Below are 15421 nucleotides of genomic sequence, written 5' to 3' on the forward strand. Positions count from 1 at the left end.
CATTTTATTGGGGATCACGGTGATCCCTTGAGGATGCAGGTATGCGTACAGACCCACAAATGAAAGTGAGACTGCCAGAGGAGCTCAAGCAATGGGTGGAAGCCGAGGCACAGAGGAACTGCCGCTCGCAGACGGCGGAAGTGGTATTTGCATTGCTGGAAGAGAAGAAGCGACGAGAGCAGGCGGTAGCCTGAAACGAAGAAGCCCCGACGAGGTGAGAGTCGTCAGGGCTTCGGGAAACGAGATCAACTTCGGAGAAGAAATCGTCATGGGCGATAATAGCACAGCTGTATCCAGTGTCATCCCGTTCCGCTCGGCAAAGCTCCTGCTTGTTGAGCGTGACGGCGAGCCGTTCGTTCCAATGAAGCCGGTAGTGGATGGTATGGGGCTGGATTGGAAGAGTCAGTACGCCAAGCTGCAGAGTGGTCGATTCAATTCAACTATGGTGATGATCACCATGGTTGCTCAAGACGGGAAGATGCGCGAAATGGCCTGCCTTCCTCTGCGCAAACTGGCGGGCTGGCTGATGTCGATTCACGCCAGCAAGGTTAGACCCGAGCTGCGCGATGGTGTGATTGCCTACCAGAACGAATGCGACGACGCCCTGTGGTCCTATTGGAATAATGGCCATGCGGTGAATCATCGTGGGCCGGGGCAGGTTATGACCGTTCTCGGCCAGACCATCGGTACTGACGGCTTCCACTGCCTTGGCGCGGTGCTGGATGGCAAAGTTCGCCAGTTGCCAGCAAAGTCCCGCCAGCGCGCAAAGATGCACGTATGGTCGCAGGTCCATAAGGCATTCAGCGTGGTTTCTGCCCAGGACATTCCGACCGACCAATTCGACAGCGCTCGCAACTTCATCGCGGCCTACGTCCTCGAGGGCGAATACCTTGGGCCAGAGAAAGCCAAGCCACCGCTGGCCATTCACTATCCAATCGAAGCGCTCACCAAGCGCCGCCCTTCAATGCTTGAGTATCGCGGCGATGGGAGGGCATGGCTCGACGTAAGCATGAGCGACATCTGCTCGCGCCCTCAGGATCTGTCTCTTTGCGAAGAGATCCTGTGCGAGTTGCGCGATGCAGGTTACGAAATCGATGGTGCCTGGTTTGAGGTCCGCAGCCTCCGCAACAGGCTGCATCAGCTGAATTCGTTCCTGACTGGGCTTGGTAATGCTATACAGCAGCCGACTCGTTATGGGGTGTCGGTAACCGTCGGGAGGACTGCAGCATGAGCGCGCTGATGACTGTTCCGTTTCATGGCACCAACCTTTTCATCGTGGAGCATCGTGACGAGCCATTCGTACCCATGCGACCGATTGTTGAGGGTATGGGGATGGCCTGGCAGCCTCAGCACCGGAAGTTGGTAGATCGGTTCGAGGCCTGCATCACCCATATGGTTACGCAGCTTCCCGGAGACGACCAAGCGCGGGAGGTGGTGTGTCTTCCGCTGAAAAAGCTTCCCGCATGGATGTATAGCGTCAACCCAAAAAAAGTCGATGAGAGCATCCGCCAGACAATCATCGACTATCAGAACGAATGCGACGACGCGCTTTGGGCATACTGGAATGATGGTCATGCGGTAAATCCTCGGTCGCAGCAGTCCGCGGCGAATGATGAGTTGTTACCGCTTGAGCGCCGACTACCAGTGGCCGCCGAGAACTTTGACGCCGCAAAGCGAATTGCTGAGAACCTTGGACTCGAAGGGAATCAGGCGATCCTTAGTGCCAACAGCATGGTCCGCTCCGCCATCGGCATCGACCTGATGGAAATGGCCGGCGTGAAGCGCTTGGTCAACGAGGCCCAAGAGCTGAACTACACGCCAACCGAGCTTGGCGCGAAGTTCGGCATGAGCGCGGCCAGCATGAACAAGCTGCTGGCTCAATGCGGGCTCCAGCATCACGTGACCTACAAGCCTGGCAAGAAACGCTGGGAGGTTACGCCGGATGGCAAGGAGTTCGCCGTGATCACCGACACTGCCAAGAAGCACAGCGACGGCAAGCCGATTCAGCAGATTCTCTGGAAGGAGTCTGTTGCTAAGCCGCTGAAGCGCCTGGCCGAGAAGCTCCAGGCTGAAATGCCAGAGGTCGTCGCGCACGGCCTGTCGCGGTAATCATTCGATCAAAGCCGAACCCCGCCTGCGCGGGGTTTTGGTGCTTCCTTTATGGCGCACAAGGATGGTGGTCGCACATACCTGGATGAACAGACAGTTCATCTGATGATGGCACAATGGTAGATTCGCCCCTCAATATTGAGGAAGGCGACATGGAAGTACGGAATGGATGGTATGAGGCCTTGCCTGAACAATGCCCGCCGGGAGAGGCTTTTTCGCCAAACGAATTCGTTTGCTACCGTCTATGTGAAAGCAGCACCGTGACCGATAGGGATTTCCTTTCTCACCGCCATCTGTTCCCCCATAAGACATTTAACGTTCCCGAGTGCAGAGCAAGGTCAATCTCTGTGTTTCGGGACAAAAATGACCTGTCTGGTATCCTTAAGCTGCCGATTCACAGAAACAAGACTGTGGTACAGCTAACGCTCAACGCCTGCGATGGAGTGGCGATGAAGACAGGGAAGGTGAATGACAGCCACTACTCTTGGTGGCGATCAAGCGACTTTGACATGATCAGGGCAGCCGAGGTCCTCCCATGAGGTCGGTAAAGCTCATTCTCACTTTGCTTGAGTATGATTTCCCTCAAGTTTTTGTCGCGCAAGATTCCATAGGCTCGCGATATGCCTGCATGCTTGCAGAGATTAAGGATGATGACCCCTTGTTTCTGTGTGTTCCAATCTCGGATCAGCGTCTCAAAAATCTATGCAGCGCAAATATTGATCTGAGAACGGTATATGAGTTTCCAGAGGTGAATGATTTTTATACCGTTTCACCGAATGATTTAACCCAGCATTTTTCGTTGTCACCTGCGCAGTACTCAGCCGTTCCTGAGAATTTACTACCTGACTCTGGGCTTGTCTTCGACTGTGAAGATGAGGTCTCAAATAAAGCTCAAGAACTTCGCTCGACAGTGGCTTATGCGTCGCTTTCTGTGCCAGAAGCCGCCAACGAACCGAGGATAAGAACTCGGAAACTCTCGGAGTTTTTAGCAATTTATCAAAGCGTTATCCGAAACCTTGCTAGGTCAGCTGCGAAAGCTGTCGGAAAGCCGATACCGAAGGAGGATGATCCCTATGAGTCCGATGTGTTCGGATTTTCTTATGGCTCATTCACCGTTCAGGTGCGGAGCGCCGAATCGGGTGACATTCTTGGCGAGAATAGGGCATTAATTTCTGCGTTTACCAAATTGAACGAGTTTTTGAATGTTGCCGCCAACCCTGATGATGCAGTTAAGTTTCTACTTTCGGTTAAAGGTCATGCCGCATCATCACTGATGAATCTTTTGAATTTTGTTTCGGAGAACGATTGCCAGCTCACAAATCGGTGGTCAACGCCCGGTATGTCGAGCTCAAGCATGGGCAGGATTCGAGTTGCAAGCGCACAGAACATAATTCAAAAGTGTCGCCATCGCGAGGATCTAAGTACGGAAATGCTAGACTTGGTTGGTGTTGTTGACTCCGCTGACGTGTCAGCAAGAACCTGGAAAATTATCGTCGATGGTGTTTCTTATAGTGGTTCGGTGAAAGAAGGATCGGATCTGAATTTGGCAGGGATTACGTTAGGGAATAGGTATAGCTTCCGGTGCGAGGAGAAGATCGAAATCGTATCCGGCACTGGCAGGGAGTTCCGAAAACTTAGTCTGACGAGCTTTGCTGGGGCATAAGCCCATTTTTTGTATGAGGGCGCGCATGAAGCGTTTGGCACTGGTGGCACTGGTCGGGCTCGTCCTGGCTGGCTGTGGGAAGAGCGACATTGACCGGGCCCGAGAGGCGGTTGCCGCGCAACTGAAGGACCCAGCATCTGCGCAGTTTCGCAATGAAAGAGTGGTTGGAGACGATCGGACCGTTTGTGGTGAGGTGAACGGCAGAAACTCCGCTGGTGGTTATGCAGGCTTCACGTCCTATGCGGCTCTGCGCAAGGATGATGGGAGCTACATGGCCTTGCTGGAGAGCGACGGTCAGAAAGTCATCGTGAGCTCCACGTGCAAGTGATCAGAGAGAAATTCCATTAACCCGCTTCGGCGGGTTTTTTATTGCCCGGAGGAAACATGAGCCAAGGCGATATTGCTGTACTCGGCATCAAAGTCGAATCAGGTGAGGCAGTCTCTGCTGCGGGCGATCTCGATAAGCTGGCCAAGGCAGGAGAGCGTGCCGAGGTCGCAACTGGCAGCGTTGGCGTCCAGGCGAAAAGCTCCGGTGTATCCATCAAGGATCTGGCTGTCAGTACTCAATCTGCTGAACAGGCCATGGACAGGTACGCACGCCAAGCCCAGGCGGCCGGCATGTCGACCAAGGCCTATACCTCGGCGCTCCGCGGCGTGCCCGCGCAATTCACCGACATTGCCGTCTCGCTGCAAGGCGGCATGAACCCCTTCACCGTGCTGCTCCAACAAGGCGGCCAGCTCAAAGACATGTTCGGCGGAGTAGGCCCGGCTGCTCGGGCGCTTGGTGGCTACATCATTGGCCTGGTAAACCCTTACACAGTGCTGGCCGCCGCAGTGGCTGGTGTTGGTGTTGCGTACTACAAGGGTTCGCAAGAAACGGAAGAGTTCAGGAAAGCTCTTGTTCTCACTGGCAATGCCGCTGGGACGAACGTCGGCGCCATGTCTGACCTAGCGAAGCAGATCAGCACTACTATCGGCACCACCGGTGCTGCCGCTGAGGTTCTTGCCCAGGTTGCAAGTGGTGGAAAGATCGCGGGCGATAGTTTCGGCACGGTGGCGGCAGCTGCCCTGCAGATGCGCGATGCAACGGGGCGAGCGGTAGAGGAGACCGTTGCAGAGTTCGTGAAGATCGGCAAAGACCCAGTGGCCGCCGCTCGCGAACTGAACGACCAGTACAACTTCCTCACCGCCAGCACGTATGCCCAAATTGCAGCACTAAAGGAGCAGGGCGATACCGTTGGCGCCGCCAAGCTTCTCACTGACACCTATGCACAAACGATAGACATCCGGTCAAAGGAGATCGTCGAGAATCTTGGATGGATCGAGAAAGCATGGCGCGGCGTATGGGGCATGACGAAGAATGCCGGTGATGCAGCTTTAAGTTTTGGCAGGACGCAAGGGTATGCTGAACAGCTTGCCGACGCTCGGCGTGAGCTGGCTACTATCGACAAGATGTTTGCTGAAAACACCATTGCGGCGGCGGGCAAGGAAAACAAAGACAGAAGAGATCTGGTGATCAGCACTATTCAAGCGCTTGAGAATCAGCTGAAAACACAGGCAGCTATCGATAAGGCACAGGAAAACTACAACCAGCGGCAGCGTGATTCGATCCTCTCCCAGGACATCTTGAACAGCCAACTGCGCACAGCGGCGAGCAACCAGGAAAAGCTGGCCAAGCGGCTCAAAGAGATCGACGAGCTGGCAAGGAAGTCGGCACTTGGCGACGGCGGCCGGGTGTACACCGAGGCCGAGCTGAACCAGCTGCGCGACGCTGCTCGTGAGCAGTTCAAGGATAAGCCCGAACGCAAGGGACCCGCCTACCGCGAAGACGCCGGAACCAAGGCCCTCGATCAAGCCCGCCAGCAGTACTCAGTGCTCCAGCAGCAGAGCGGCCTGATCGGCGCCCAGGTCGGCGAGATGCAGAAGCTGGGCGAGGCTGGTCAGGCCTTAGTTCGCTGGGAGCAGCAGCTGGCCGATATCAAGGGCAAGCAGGTGCTGACCGCTGATCAACGGTCGCTGCTGGCCAGCCAGGATCTGATCACTTCTCAGCTGAAGAAGAACGAAGCCCTTGAGCGCGAGATGCAGCTGCGCAAGGTGGCCACCGAGGAAGCGCAGAAGCTGTCGGCGTTCCAAGCCAACCTGAACAGTCAGTTGCAGCGGGCCTCGGTGGTGCTGGAAAGCAACCTGGCCGGCATAGGCGTGGGCGACGTTTCGCGCCAGCGCATGCAAGAACGTCTCAACATCGAGCAGCAGTACCAGCAGCAGTTGGACAACCTCGAGCAGCAGCACAACGAGGGGCGCATAAGCCAGGGGCTCTACGAGAAGGAGACCGACGCCTTGCGCAAGGCGCTGGGCGAGCGCCTGGCCATGCAGACCAAGTACTACGAGGATGTCGACGCCGCCCAGGCCGATTGGTCGCTGGGCGCGCGCTCAGCGTTCGCGTCGTACCTCGAGCAGGCCCGGGATGTTGCGGGCCAGACGCGCACGCTATTCAGCAATGCCTTCATGTCGATGGAGGATGCCGTCGCCAACTTCGCCATCACCGGCAAGCTATCGTTCTCCGACTTCACCAAGTCGGTGCTGGCTGACATGGCCAGGATTGCGACTCGACAGGCTATCACGGGCATCGCCGGTAGTTTGTTCGGGTCAGCCATCGGCGGGTTCTTCGGCGGTGGAGGCTCGGCAGTCGGTGAGGGCACCATGACGGGCTTCAGCGAAGGCGCCTTCGTCCCTAATGCCAAGGGTGGGGTGTACGACTCGCCGAGCCTGTCGCACTTCAGCAACCAGGTGCACAGCACGCCGCAGTTCTTCGCGTTCGCGAAAGGTGCTGGCGTATTCGGTGAAGCAGGCCCGGAGGCGATCATGCCGCTGACCCGGGCGCCGGATGGAAACCTCGGCGTGCGCGCCATGGGTGGCGGACCTCGGGCGTCAAGTGTCGGCCCTGAGCCGAAGATGGAGATCACCATCAATATCAATCGTGATGGGTCAGGTGATGTGCAGGCTGACACTGAGCTTGGGCAGAAGCTTGCCCCGCAGTTCCTCCAGATGGTGCGTGCAGAGATCGCCAGCAATGAGCGGAAAACCCTGAGCCCAAGTGGCGCAACTTGGCGAGCAATTAAAGGAAGAGCCTGATGGCAATCGAAACCTTTCGCTGGCCTACAGAGCGCGGCGAGACACCCGATATCCAATATCGGGTGCGGGAGTCTCGGTTCGGTGGTGGGTATCGGCAAATCGTCGGTGACGGCCCGAACAACAAAGAAGACAGCTACCCGGTGACCATCACCGGCAGGAAGGCGAGGGTTCAGGAGGTCATGGCTTTCTTCGATCGCCATGCCGGCGCCAAGGCCTTCCTTTGGAAAACTCCGCTCGGTGAGTTGGGGCTGTTCACCTGCGTCGATCCGAAGCCAACCCCAATGGGCGGCGAGCAATTCAAGGTCACCGCCACGTTCCAGCGGGCCTTTCACCCGTAAGGATCCATCATGTCCCTGATCAAAGACATCCAGCTGCTCGAGCCGGGCAGCGAGGTATTGCTGTTCGAGCTCGACGGCTCAGACTTCGGCGCCGACGTCCTGCGCTTTCACGGCCATGCAATCCCACACACGCCGGAGGAGCTTGCAGCAGCCGGTGTCGATGCGGATCAACTGCCGGCTAAGTCGATCTGGTGGCAGGGCAACGAGTACAGCGCCTGGCCAATGCAGGTTGAGGGTATCGAGGCCAACTCGGATGGCACGGCGGTGCGCCCGACGATTTCTGTCGGCAACGTGAACGGCCGCATCACGGCGCTGTGCCTGGCCTTCGACAACCTGCTTGAGTTCAAGCTGACGATCCGCCAGACGCTCAAGCGCTACCTCGATGCGGTGAACTTCCCAGAAGGCAACCCAGAGGCGGACCCGACCCAGGAGAGCACGGAGGTCTGGTACATGGATCAGAAGATTTCCGAAAACGGCACCCAGGTGTCGTGGGAGCTGGCCAGCCCTGGCGATGTGGGGGGCGAATCGATCGGGCGGCAAATGACTCAGCTGTGCCACTGGGCCATGACCGGTGGCTATCGGGGTCCCAACTGTGGCTACACCGGCCCGTACTTTGACTTTGATGGAAAGCCGACGAGCGATCCGGCCAAGGATCAATGCAACGGCTGCCTGGACACAGGGTGCGACGTTCGCTTCGGCGATACCAAGGCCAAGCCCTTTGGCGGCTTTCCGGCCGTCTCCCTCATCGCGAGAAGCTGACCATGCTGAAACACATCCTTGCCGCCGTACAGCAGCACGCCGCGGCCGAGTACCCGCGTGAGGCGTGCGGCCTGCTGCTCGCTGTCGGGCGGAAGCAGGTCTACTTCCCGTGCGAGAACGTGGCCACCGACCCGATCGAGGAGTTTCGAATCGCGCCCGAGCAGTACGCCCAGGCGGAAGACCAGGGCCAGGTGATTGGAATTGTGCACTCACATCCGGACGCCACCAGCCGACCGTCACCGCGGGACCTGGCCATGTGTGAGGCCACGGGCGTGCCCTGGCACATCCTTTCGTGGCCAGAGGGTGACCTGTGCACTATTACGCCAACCGGCGACACGGCGTTGCTGGGCCGACCCTTCGTGCACGGCGCATGGGATTGTTGGCAGGTTTGCGCTGACTGGTACCAGCGGGAGTGGGGGCTGCAGTTCCCTGCCTATGCCCGAGAGGATGGCTGGTGGGAGCAGGCTGACGGCCCAAGCCTTTACGAGCAGGCATTCGAGGCCGCCGGCTTCTACCAAGTGGACAGCCCAGAGCGTGGCGACATGATCGTCATGGCTGTGGGGCGCACTGCGCATCCGAACCACGCAGGCATTTACCTGGGTAGCGACCCGAAGTTGCCCAGCGAGCACGCCGAGGTCTACGGGCAAGGCCCTTTCTTGCTGCATCACCTGTACGGCAGGCCGTCTGAAATCATCATCTATGGCGGTCCGTGGCACGACCGAGCCCGCCTAATCCTGCGGCACAAGGAGGCTCGATGAGCTCTATCACCTACAAGCCCATGACCACGATCAAGCTGTCCGGCTCGCTGGCTCAGAAGTTCGGCCGCACCCACCGCCGCCAACTGGATAGCGGCGACACCTGGGAGGCGTTCAAGGCTCTGAAAGCCACGCTGGCGGGGTTCGAAGAAGAAATCCAGCGTCTTGATGGAATGGGCCTGCGCTTCGCCGTGTTCCGGAATCGGCAGAACGTTGGCATCGAGGAGTTCGATCGAGGCGGCGTTCGAGAGCTGAGAATCGTGCCGGTGATCAGCGGAAGCAAGCGCGGCGGGCTGATGCAAACGGTGGTCGGCATCGCGTTGATCGCTGCCGTGGCCATTTTTGCGCCGGCAGGCCTCGGAGCAATCGGGGCGGGCGGTGCTTGGGGCGTTACAGGAGCGGTTGGTCTGTCGATGGCAATCGGTGGCGTCATCCAGATGCTCAGTCCCCAGGCCAAGGGCCTGTCTCAAAGTACCGCTCCGGAGAACATGCCGTCCTATGCCTTCGGCAGCGCCAAGAACACCACGGCCAGTGGCAACCCGGTGCCCATCTGCATCGGTGAGCGCCGCTGGGGCGGGGCGATCATTTCTGCCTCGATTTATGCTGAAGATAAATTGTAATTACAGTTTGCTTTGTTGGTTAGTTGAATATCTGTAGTGGAACTGCTCGCCGTAAATTGAGCTGTACAGGATTTCGAAATCAAATTCAGAATCTTTTAAGGTCATGAATCTAAATTTAGAAGGCGAGCAGGCTGTATTGTTTTTGATCTTTATCAGGAAAACTTCTTCTTCTTTTTTGAACGAGTCGCCAGGGCGTGGCATTCCAAAGGTATAGCACATTACTTCTACGCCAAGCTGGGTCATTGCTGGGACCAAGGAGTCCGTTTCGAGAGGTTCGCCATTGGCAAAATATGTGATTTTTTCTACAAAGGCTGGGCCAAGTCCATTGTTAAATATTACAATCTTATAGTCATTTTCAAATTGTTTGTAGGCGTTAACTCGAGGTTCTACGCTTTTAAGGTTGTGGACTTTAGTTAGGTATGACTGATAGGTGGTGGTAAATAAGGCCAGGATAGAAATTACTATTGCGCAAATTTCGAGAGTGGAAGGCTTGCTTTTTTTGGGAGTATGCAGTTTTCTTATTGGTCGCATTTGTTGCACCTGTTTGATCGCGGTTTATTCCTAACAGAATATTCTCGTTGTTCTCTATAATCACCGCCTCCGGGCGGTTTTTTATTGCCCGGAGGAAAGTATGGGCCCTGAACTCCCACCTGAGATTGCTGGCGCCAAGGGCGGCAGCACCAAGCCCAAGACGCCGGTTGAGGCGCCCGACAGCCTGCGCTCCACCAACATTGCAAAGATCCTGCTGGCCGTGGGAGAGGGCGAGTTCGAGGGCACGCCGACGGCGAAGGATATCTACCTGGACAACACGCCAATCCAGGACGCCAGCGGCAACATGAACTTCCCCGGCGTAAAGTGGGATTGGCGCCGGGGCACGGTCGAGCAGTCCTACATCCAGGGCATCCCGGCGGTCGAGAGCGAAACCTCGGTCAACGTCGAGCTGCGCAGCGATACTCCATGGACCCGCACGCTGAGCAATACCCAGCTGTCTGCTGTGCGCCTGCGGTTCTCCTGGCCGCGCCTGGTTAAGCAGGACAGCAAGGGCAACACCAATGGCTACACCATCGAGTACGCCATCGACATCGCCACCGACGGTGGTGCATTCGTTGAGTCGCATCGCGGCGCTGTGAGCGGCAAAACCACCAACGGCTACCAGCGCTCTGTGCGCGTGGATCTGCCCGATGCGACCTCGGGCTGGGTGATGCGCGTTCGCCGGATCACCCCGAACGCCGACTCCGGCACCATCGCCGACACGATGACCATTGCGGCCTACACCGAGATCATCGACGAGAAGCTGCGGTACCCGAACACCGCACTGCTGTACATCCAGTTCGACGCCGAGCAGTTCCAGAACATCCCGTCGGTGACGGTCAAGTGCAAGGGCCGGCGCTGGCCGGTGCCCAGCAACTACGACCCGATCAACCGCACCTACACCGGGACGTGGGACGGCACATTCAAGCAGGCTTGGACCAACAACCCGGCGTTCGTCACCTACGGGCTGTGCGTCGAAGACCGGTTCGGCCTGGGCAAGCGCATTAAGTCGTGGATGGTCGACAAGTGGGAGATGTACCGCATCGCGCAGTACTGCGACCAACTGGTGCCGGACGGGTTAGGGGGCCAAGAGCCGCGCTTCCTGTGCGACATGAACCTGCAGGGCAAGGCCGAGGCCTGGACGCTGCTGCGTGACCTGTCGGCGATCTACCGGGGCATGGTGTACTGGGCCCAGGGCTCGCTGTTCTTGCAGGCCGATATGCCCCGCGCCCAGGATTTCGACTACGTGTTCACCAGGGCAAACGTCATCAACGGCGAGTTCACCTACGGCGGGGCAGAGCGCAGCACGCACTACAGCCGAGCCCTGGTGAGTTACGACAACCCGGCCAACAACTACGACACAGACGTCATCCCGGTGACCGACGTTGCGCTGCAGCGCCGGTACCAGGATCGCCCGATCGAGATTTCGGCCATCGGGTGCACCCGAGCCTCTGAGGCCCAGCGCCGCGGCAAGTGGGCGCTGCTCAGCAACAACCAGGACCGCACTGTCACCTTCCGAACTGGCATGGAAGGGCGCATTCCGCTGCCAGGCCACGTCATCCCTGTGGCCGACGAGCTGCTATCGGGTCGCCCAAACGGTGGCCGGATTTCGGCGGCAGCAGGCCGCGTCGTGACACTGGACCGTGACACCCAGGTCAAGCCTGGCGATCGGCTGATCATCAACCTGCCCAACGGCAGCGCCCAGGGCCGGACGGTGCAATCGGTTAACGGTCGTGCCGTGACGGTGACCACCGCCTACAGCGTGCCGCCGGAGCCCGAACTGCAGTGGGCTATCGATGCAAGCGACCTGGCCGTGCAGCTGTTCCGCGTGCTAAAGACCTCGCGTACAGCCGAAGGTGAGTACGAGATCACCGCCCTGGAGTTCAACCCGAGCAAGTTCGCAGCGATCGATACGGGCGCCAAGTTGCAAGAGCGCCCGATCAGCGTCATTCCGATCACGGTTGTGCCGCCGCCGGCGAGCGTGACCCTGTCCTCGGCCTCGGTCGTGTCTCAGGGTATCGCGGTCAGCACCATGACCATCGACTGGCCGGCGGTGCAAGGCGCAGTGGCGTACGACGTGGAGTGGCGCAAGGACGACGGCAACTGGGTGCGCCTGCAGCGTGTAGGCACGACCTCTGTCGACGTGGTCGGCATCTACGCTGGCGCCTACCTGGCCCGCGTGCGTGCGGTCAGCGCCTTCGACATCACATCGATCTGGCGCGACTCGATGCTCACGGAGCTCAAGGGCAAGGAAGGGCTGCCACCTGCGGTCACCTTCCTGACGGCCACCTCGATTGTCTTTGGGATTGCGCTCAAGTGGGGCTTCCCCGCTGATGCAGAGGATACCCAGCGCACGGAGGTCTGGTATGGCCAGGCCAATGACCTGGAGCTGGCCACGAAGCTGGCCGACGTGGCGTATCCGCAGAGCGAGTACGTAATGCAGGGCCTGGCGGCTGGCGCGCGGTTCTTCTACTGGGCGCGCCTGGTTGACCGTATCGGCAACATCGGGCCTTGGTATCCGGTGGGTGGTGGTGTGCTCGGCGTGTCGGAGACCGACGCCGGACCGATCCTGGAGATGATCAGCGGCCAGATCGATGAGTCGATGCTGGGCGAAGCGCTCAAGGAGAAGATCGACGGCCTACAGGAGCAGATCGATGCCCTGGACGGCCTCAAGGCCTACGACCCATCACTGGCCTACCAGTCGGGCGAGATGGTCGTTGTCGATGGCCGGATTTACCAGGCTACACACGACGTGCCAGCCGACCCAGAAGGCGGCAACGCGCCACCGAATGTGTCGTACTGGATCGATGTCGGCCAGTCGCTGGAAACAGCCAACGGCCTGGCCCAGCAGGTCAGCACGAACACGATCAAGATTGCTGAAGTCGATGGCAAGGCGACTGTGGCTGCCGAAAGCCAGCAGGTGCTGAGGGCTTCGTATCGCGACGACAGCGTTGAAGGGGATCTTGCGGCTGCTGTTAACCAGTGGCAATCGACCGCTGCCTTTGCTGCAGAGGTGAAAGCAACTGCGACGAGAGAGGAGGCGATCGTCAAGAAGACTGAGACGCTTGAAGCCTCGATCGGCCAGACAAATGCTGTAGTTCAGACCGTCAGCCAGGCCCAGGCAGACCTCGACGGCAAGGCCCGGACTATGTGGTCGGTGAAAATGCAGCTCAACTCACAGGGACAATACCTTGTCGCTGGCATCGGTCTTGGGATCGAAAACGGTCCGGCTGGTCTTCAAAGCCAATTTATCGTCCTAGCGGATAGGTTTTCGGTTGCCAGCAGCATCAATGGAGAGATCAAGTCCTTCTTTGCCGTCCAGGGCGGTCAGTCGTTCATGGATTCGGCATTCATCCAAGACGGCACCATCACCAACGCCAAGATTGGGAGCTACATCAGCTCGACCAACTATGTCGCTGGCCAGCAGGGTTGGATCTTAAACAAGAGTGGAACGTTCGAGATCAACGGCACGGTGGCTGGGCAGGGGCGTCTGCTGATCAATAACCAGCGCCTTCGCATCTACCACGCCAATGGCAACCTGGCGATTGACCTCGGAGTGAACGTATGAGCACTGGCCTGAAGGTCTATGACCCTAGCGGCTTGGTGCTCCTAGACATGACGAGCTCAATCAGCCAGATGATGGGGTACGTAGATACAGGAGCGTCCAATGGCTCTCTCTCGATTCCATTGCCTCCTGCTGGAAAGGAGCTGTTCTACGCCGTCACCGAGCTGTCGGCGCAGAACAAGTATCTGGGAAAGCGCCCAGGGGTGACCCTGACCGTCGGGGCCTCCACCGCGACCTTAGCCTGGCAGTACTCCTACGCCGGCGGGTGGGGGTTCTACTCATTGAACTGCCGAATTCACTACGGATACCACTAAATGTCAGCGGGATTGAAGGTCTACAAGGAGGACGGCGCTCTCCTATTCGACACGGAAAAGATCACCTACGGTCTGCTGAAAAGCGGGTACATGACGCTGCTGCTCAACTGGCCGCGCCTGGATTACAAGTCTGCGAACCTGCCGCCCAACGAGGGCAGCAGTTACGCCGAGTCATCGATAACCGATGCCATCCATGGTTTCAGCGTAACCGGAGCAGTTGCTCCGATTGTCTTCATCGTTGGCTCTGGGATCTCCTGTGGATCTTCCCGCTCTGGCGATACCACGACCTTCTACTATATCGGCGCGAGCCCTTCGACGAAGTATTACTACTTCGACACGATGCGGGACACGCTGAATGGTGCAGGCCTGAAGTGCTACGACGAAGCCGGGACGCTGACCTTCAACTCGTTGCAGTACCCGCTCAACATCGCGGCCACAGTTTCAGCGCCGCCGCCACCGACACCTACCGTGATCAATGGGGTGGCAACCTACGGCGTTCCATTTGTGGGCGCGACCAGGTTTGCCACGCGCTTCATCAATTCTGGCCCGTACTACTGCGTGGCTCGGGTGTTTATCTCGGTGGGCTCCGGTGAGTTCGCAGCCGCCACGACATTCTCCAGGTCGTTTGGCCAGGGTCGAATGGATGGAATGTCTGCACCGGGTACGCCTTTCCCAGCGGTTACGAACCAGCAGGCCCACATGGATGGGGCATATGGTGCGTCGGGCGGCATCTACTTCATGGCATGTGATGCTGCGAGAACAACCATGTATTGGGGAGCTCCAGTCACTTACAACAGCTACTACGGCATACCGACTGATAAGTATCCGGAAGCCTTGGTCATCAGAACTGACAATCTTCCATTTCCTTTTAATTGAATATTGGAGCAATCCATGCCCTGGTACAGATCAGGCACGGTCGCGATCACGGCTGGCCAAACTACGGTGACCGGAACTGGTACCAACTTTTCCGCCAATGGCCGGGTGGGCGATGCGTTTCTTGGCCCGGACGGCAATTGGTACGAAGTGACCAACATTGCCAGCGCCACGGTGCTGAGCATTCTTCCCGCCTACAAAGGCGCGACGGTCAGCGGCGGAAGCTATGCGATCACGCCGATCCAGGGGTACGACAAGAGCCTCCGGGACGCCATCAGTTCGATCCTCCAGCAGTGGGGCTCGACACTAGCTGGCTTGGGTGATGTCTCGACCGAGAACGTGGTGCCGGTGACGAAGGGCGGTACAGGCGGCACCACACAAGCGACGGCGCGCACTGGCTTGGGCCTTAAGTCGGCAGCTGTGGCTGACATTCTAGGCACGGTAAGCCAAAGCGGCGGCGTGCCCACAGGCGCAATCATCGAAGAGGTGAGCAACGCCAATGGCGTATACGTAAAGCTGGCGAGCGGGACCATGATTTGTTACGGCAGAGGCTCTGGCACTACAGGGACAGAGCTGCTCAACCATTATGGGGGCGGAGGTATCACGTACGCCAACGTGCCGATTGCATTCCCAGCGGTCTTTGCCAACAACAATTACAGCTTTGTCGCCAAGTCCGCATCCCGCGGGATGGTTGAACTGTCGATTTCCCGTACCGCTTCTGGATGCACAGTGAATCGCCCCTGCTTTCCTAGACACTCTCCA

General features: G+C 58.3%; 15 protein-coding genes. 14 read left to right on the forward strand and 1 reads right to left on the reverse strand.

Annotated elements, in window-relative coordinates:
• Window positions 1–59 precede the first annotated feature (59 nt).
• From HMPREF3173_RS24690 to HMPREF3173_RS16075, 10 genes are all read left to right on the forward strand, one after another.
• Window positions 60–194 carry an Arc domain-containing protein gene (locus HMPREF3173_RS24690; protein WP_256544516.1) on the forward strand — a complete coding sequence of 45 codons (135 nt, stop codon included), beginning with the start codon at window positions 60–62 and terminating at the stop codon, window positions 192–194.
• Window positions 152–1231 carry a phage antirepressor N-terminal domain-containing protein gene (locus HMPREF3173_RS24070; protein WP_256544518.1) on the forward strand — a complete coding sequence of 360 codons (1080 nt, stop codon included), beginning with the start codon at window positions 152–154 and terminating at the stop codon, window positions 1229–1231. The genes HMPREF3173_RS24690 and HMPREF3173_RS24070 overlap by 43 nt, the downstream gene beginning before the upstream one ends.
• Window positions 1228–2109 (forward strand): phage antirepressor N-terminal domain-containing protein, encoded by an 882-nt coding sequence (locus HMPREF3173_RS24075; RefSeq protein ID WP_083300080.1) that lies wholly within the window; start codon window positions 1228–1230, stop codon window positions 2107–2109. The genes HMPREF3173_RS24070 and HMPREF3173_RS24075 overlap by 4 nt, the downstream gene beginning before the upstream one ends.
• Before the next feature lie 535 nt (window positions 2110–2644).
• Window positions 2645–3772, forward strand: coding sequence for a DUF6575 domain-containing protein (locus tag HMPREF3173_RS24420; protein ID WP_139146863.1), 1128 nt, complete (start codon window positions 2645–2647; stop codon window positions 3770–3772).
• A gap of 25 nt (window positions 3773–3797) precedes the next feature.
• Window positions 3798–4100: a hypothetical protein gene (locus tag HMPREF3173_RS16050; RefSeq protein ID WP_070574463.1), complete on the forward strand. Its 303-nt coding sequence runs from the start codon at window positions 3798–3800 to the stop codon at window positions 4098–4100.
• A gap of 56 nt (window positions 4101–4156) precedes the next feature.
• Window positions 4157–6904 carry a phage tail tape measure protein gene (locus HMPREF3173_RS16055; protein ID WP_070574465.1) on the forward strand — a complete coding sequence of 916 codons (2748 nt, stop codon included), beginning with the start codon at window positions 4157–4159 and terminating at the stop codon, window positions 6902–6904.
• Entirely contained in the window at window positions 6904–7242 is a 339-nt protein-coding gene (locus HMPREF3173_RS16060; RefSeq protein ID WP_070574467.1) for a phage tail protein, read from the forward strand. Before HMPREF3173_RS16055 ends, HMPREF3173_RS16060 begins: the two co-directional genes overlap by 1 nt.
• A 9-nt stretch (window positions 7243–7251) precedes the next feature.
• Window positions 7252–8001, forward strand: a complete 750-nt coding sequence (locus tag HMPREF3173_RS16065; RefSeq protein ID WP_070574470.1) for a phage minor tail protein L — start codon at window positions 7252–7254, stop codon at window positions 7999–8001.
• A 2-nt stretch (window positions 8002–8003) separates the two neighbouring features.
• On the forward strand, window positions 8004–8759 hold the full coding sequence (locus tag HMPREF3173_RS16070; RefSeq protein WP_070574472.1) for a C40 family peptidase: 756 nt from the start codon (window positions 8004–8006) through the stop codon (window positions 8757–8759).
• On the forward strand, window positions 8756–9376 hold the full coding sequence (locus HMPREF3173_RS16075; RefSeq protein ID WP_070574474.1) for a tail assembly protein: 621 nt from the start codon (window positions 8756–8758) through the stop codon (window positions 9374–9376). The genes HMPREF3173_RS16070 and HMPREF3173_RS16075 overlap by 4 nt, the downstream gene beginning before the upstream one ends.
• On the opposite strand, the gene HMPREF3173_RS24425 is transcribed toward HMPREF3173_RS16075, so the two are convergent.
• Window positions 9377–9907 carry a hypothetical protein gene (locus HMPREF3173_RS24425; RefSeq protein ID WP_139146864.1) on the reverse strand — a complete coding sequence of 177 codons (531 nt, stop codon included), beginning with the start codon at window positions 9905–9907 and terminating at the stop codon, window positions 9377–9379.
• A 100-nt stretch (window positions 9908–10007) separates the two neighbouring features.
• Here HMPREF3173_RS24425 and HMPREF3173_RS16085 point away from each other — a divergent pair, with 100 nt between their 5' ends.
• The 4 genes from HMPREF3173_RS16085 to HMPREF3173_RS16100 form a co-directional block, all read left to right on the forward strand.
• Window positions 10008–13475 (forward strand): TipJ family phage tail tip protein, encoded by a 3468-nt coding sequence (locus HMPREF3173_RS16085; RefSeq protein ID WP_070574478.1) that lies wholly within the window; start codon window positions 10008–10010, stop codon window positions 13473–13475.
• Between the two features lie 47 nt (window positions 13476–13522).
• Complete coding sequence (locus HMPREF3173_RS16090) at window positions 13523–13786, forward strand: hypothetical protein (RefSeq protein WP_256544517.1); 264 nt, start codon at window positions 13523–13525, stop codon at window positions 13784–13786.
• The gene (locus HMPREF3173_RS16095; RefSeq protein ID WP_070574481.1) at window positions 13787–14662 is read left to right on the forward strand and encodes a hypothetical protein; all 876 of its coding nucleotides are present in this window, start codon (window positions 13787–13789) and stop codon (window positions 14660–14662) included.
• A gap of 15 nt (window positions 14663–14677) precedes the next feature.
• Window positions 14678–15421: hypothetical protein (locus HMPREF3173_RS16100; protein WP_070574483.1), on the forward strand; the 744-nt coding region annotated here is incomplete at its 3' end.

The sequence above is a fragment of the Pseudomonas sp. HMSC08G10 genome (assembly GCF_001808425.1).
Classification (GTDB): Bacteria; Pseudomonadota; Gammaproteobacteria; order Pseudomonadales; family Pseudomonadaceae; genus Aquipseudomonas; species Aquipseudomonas guariconensis.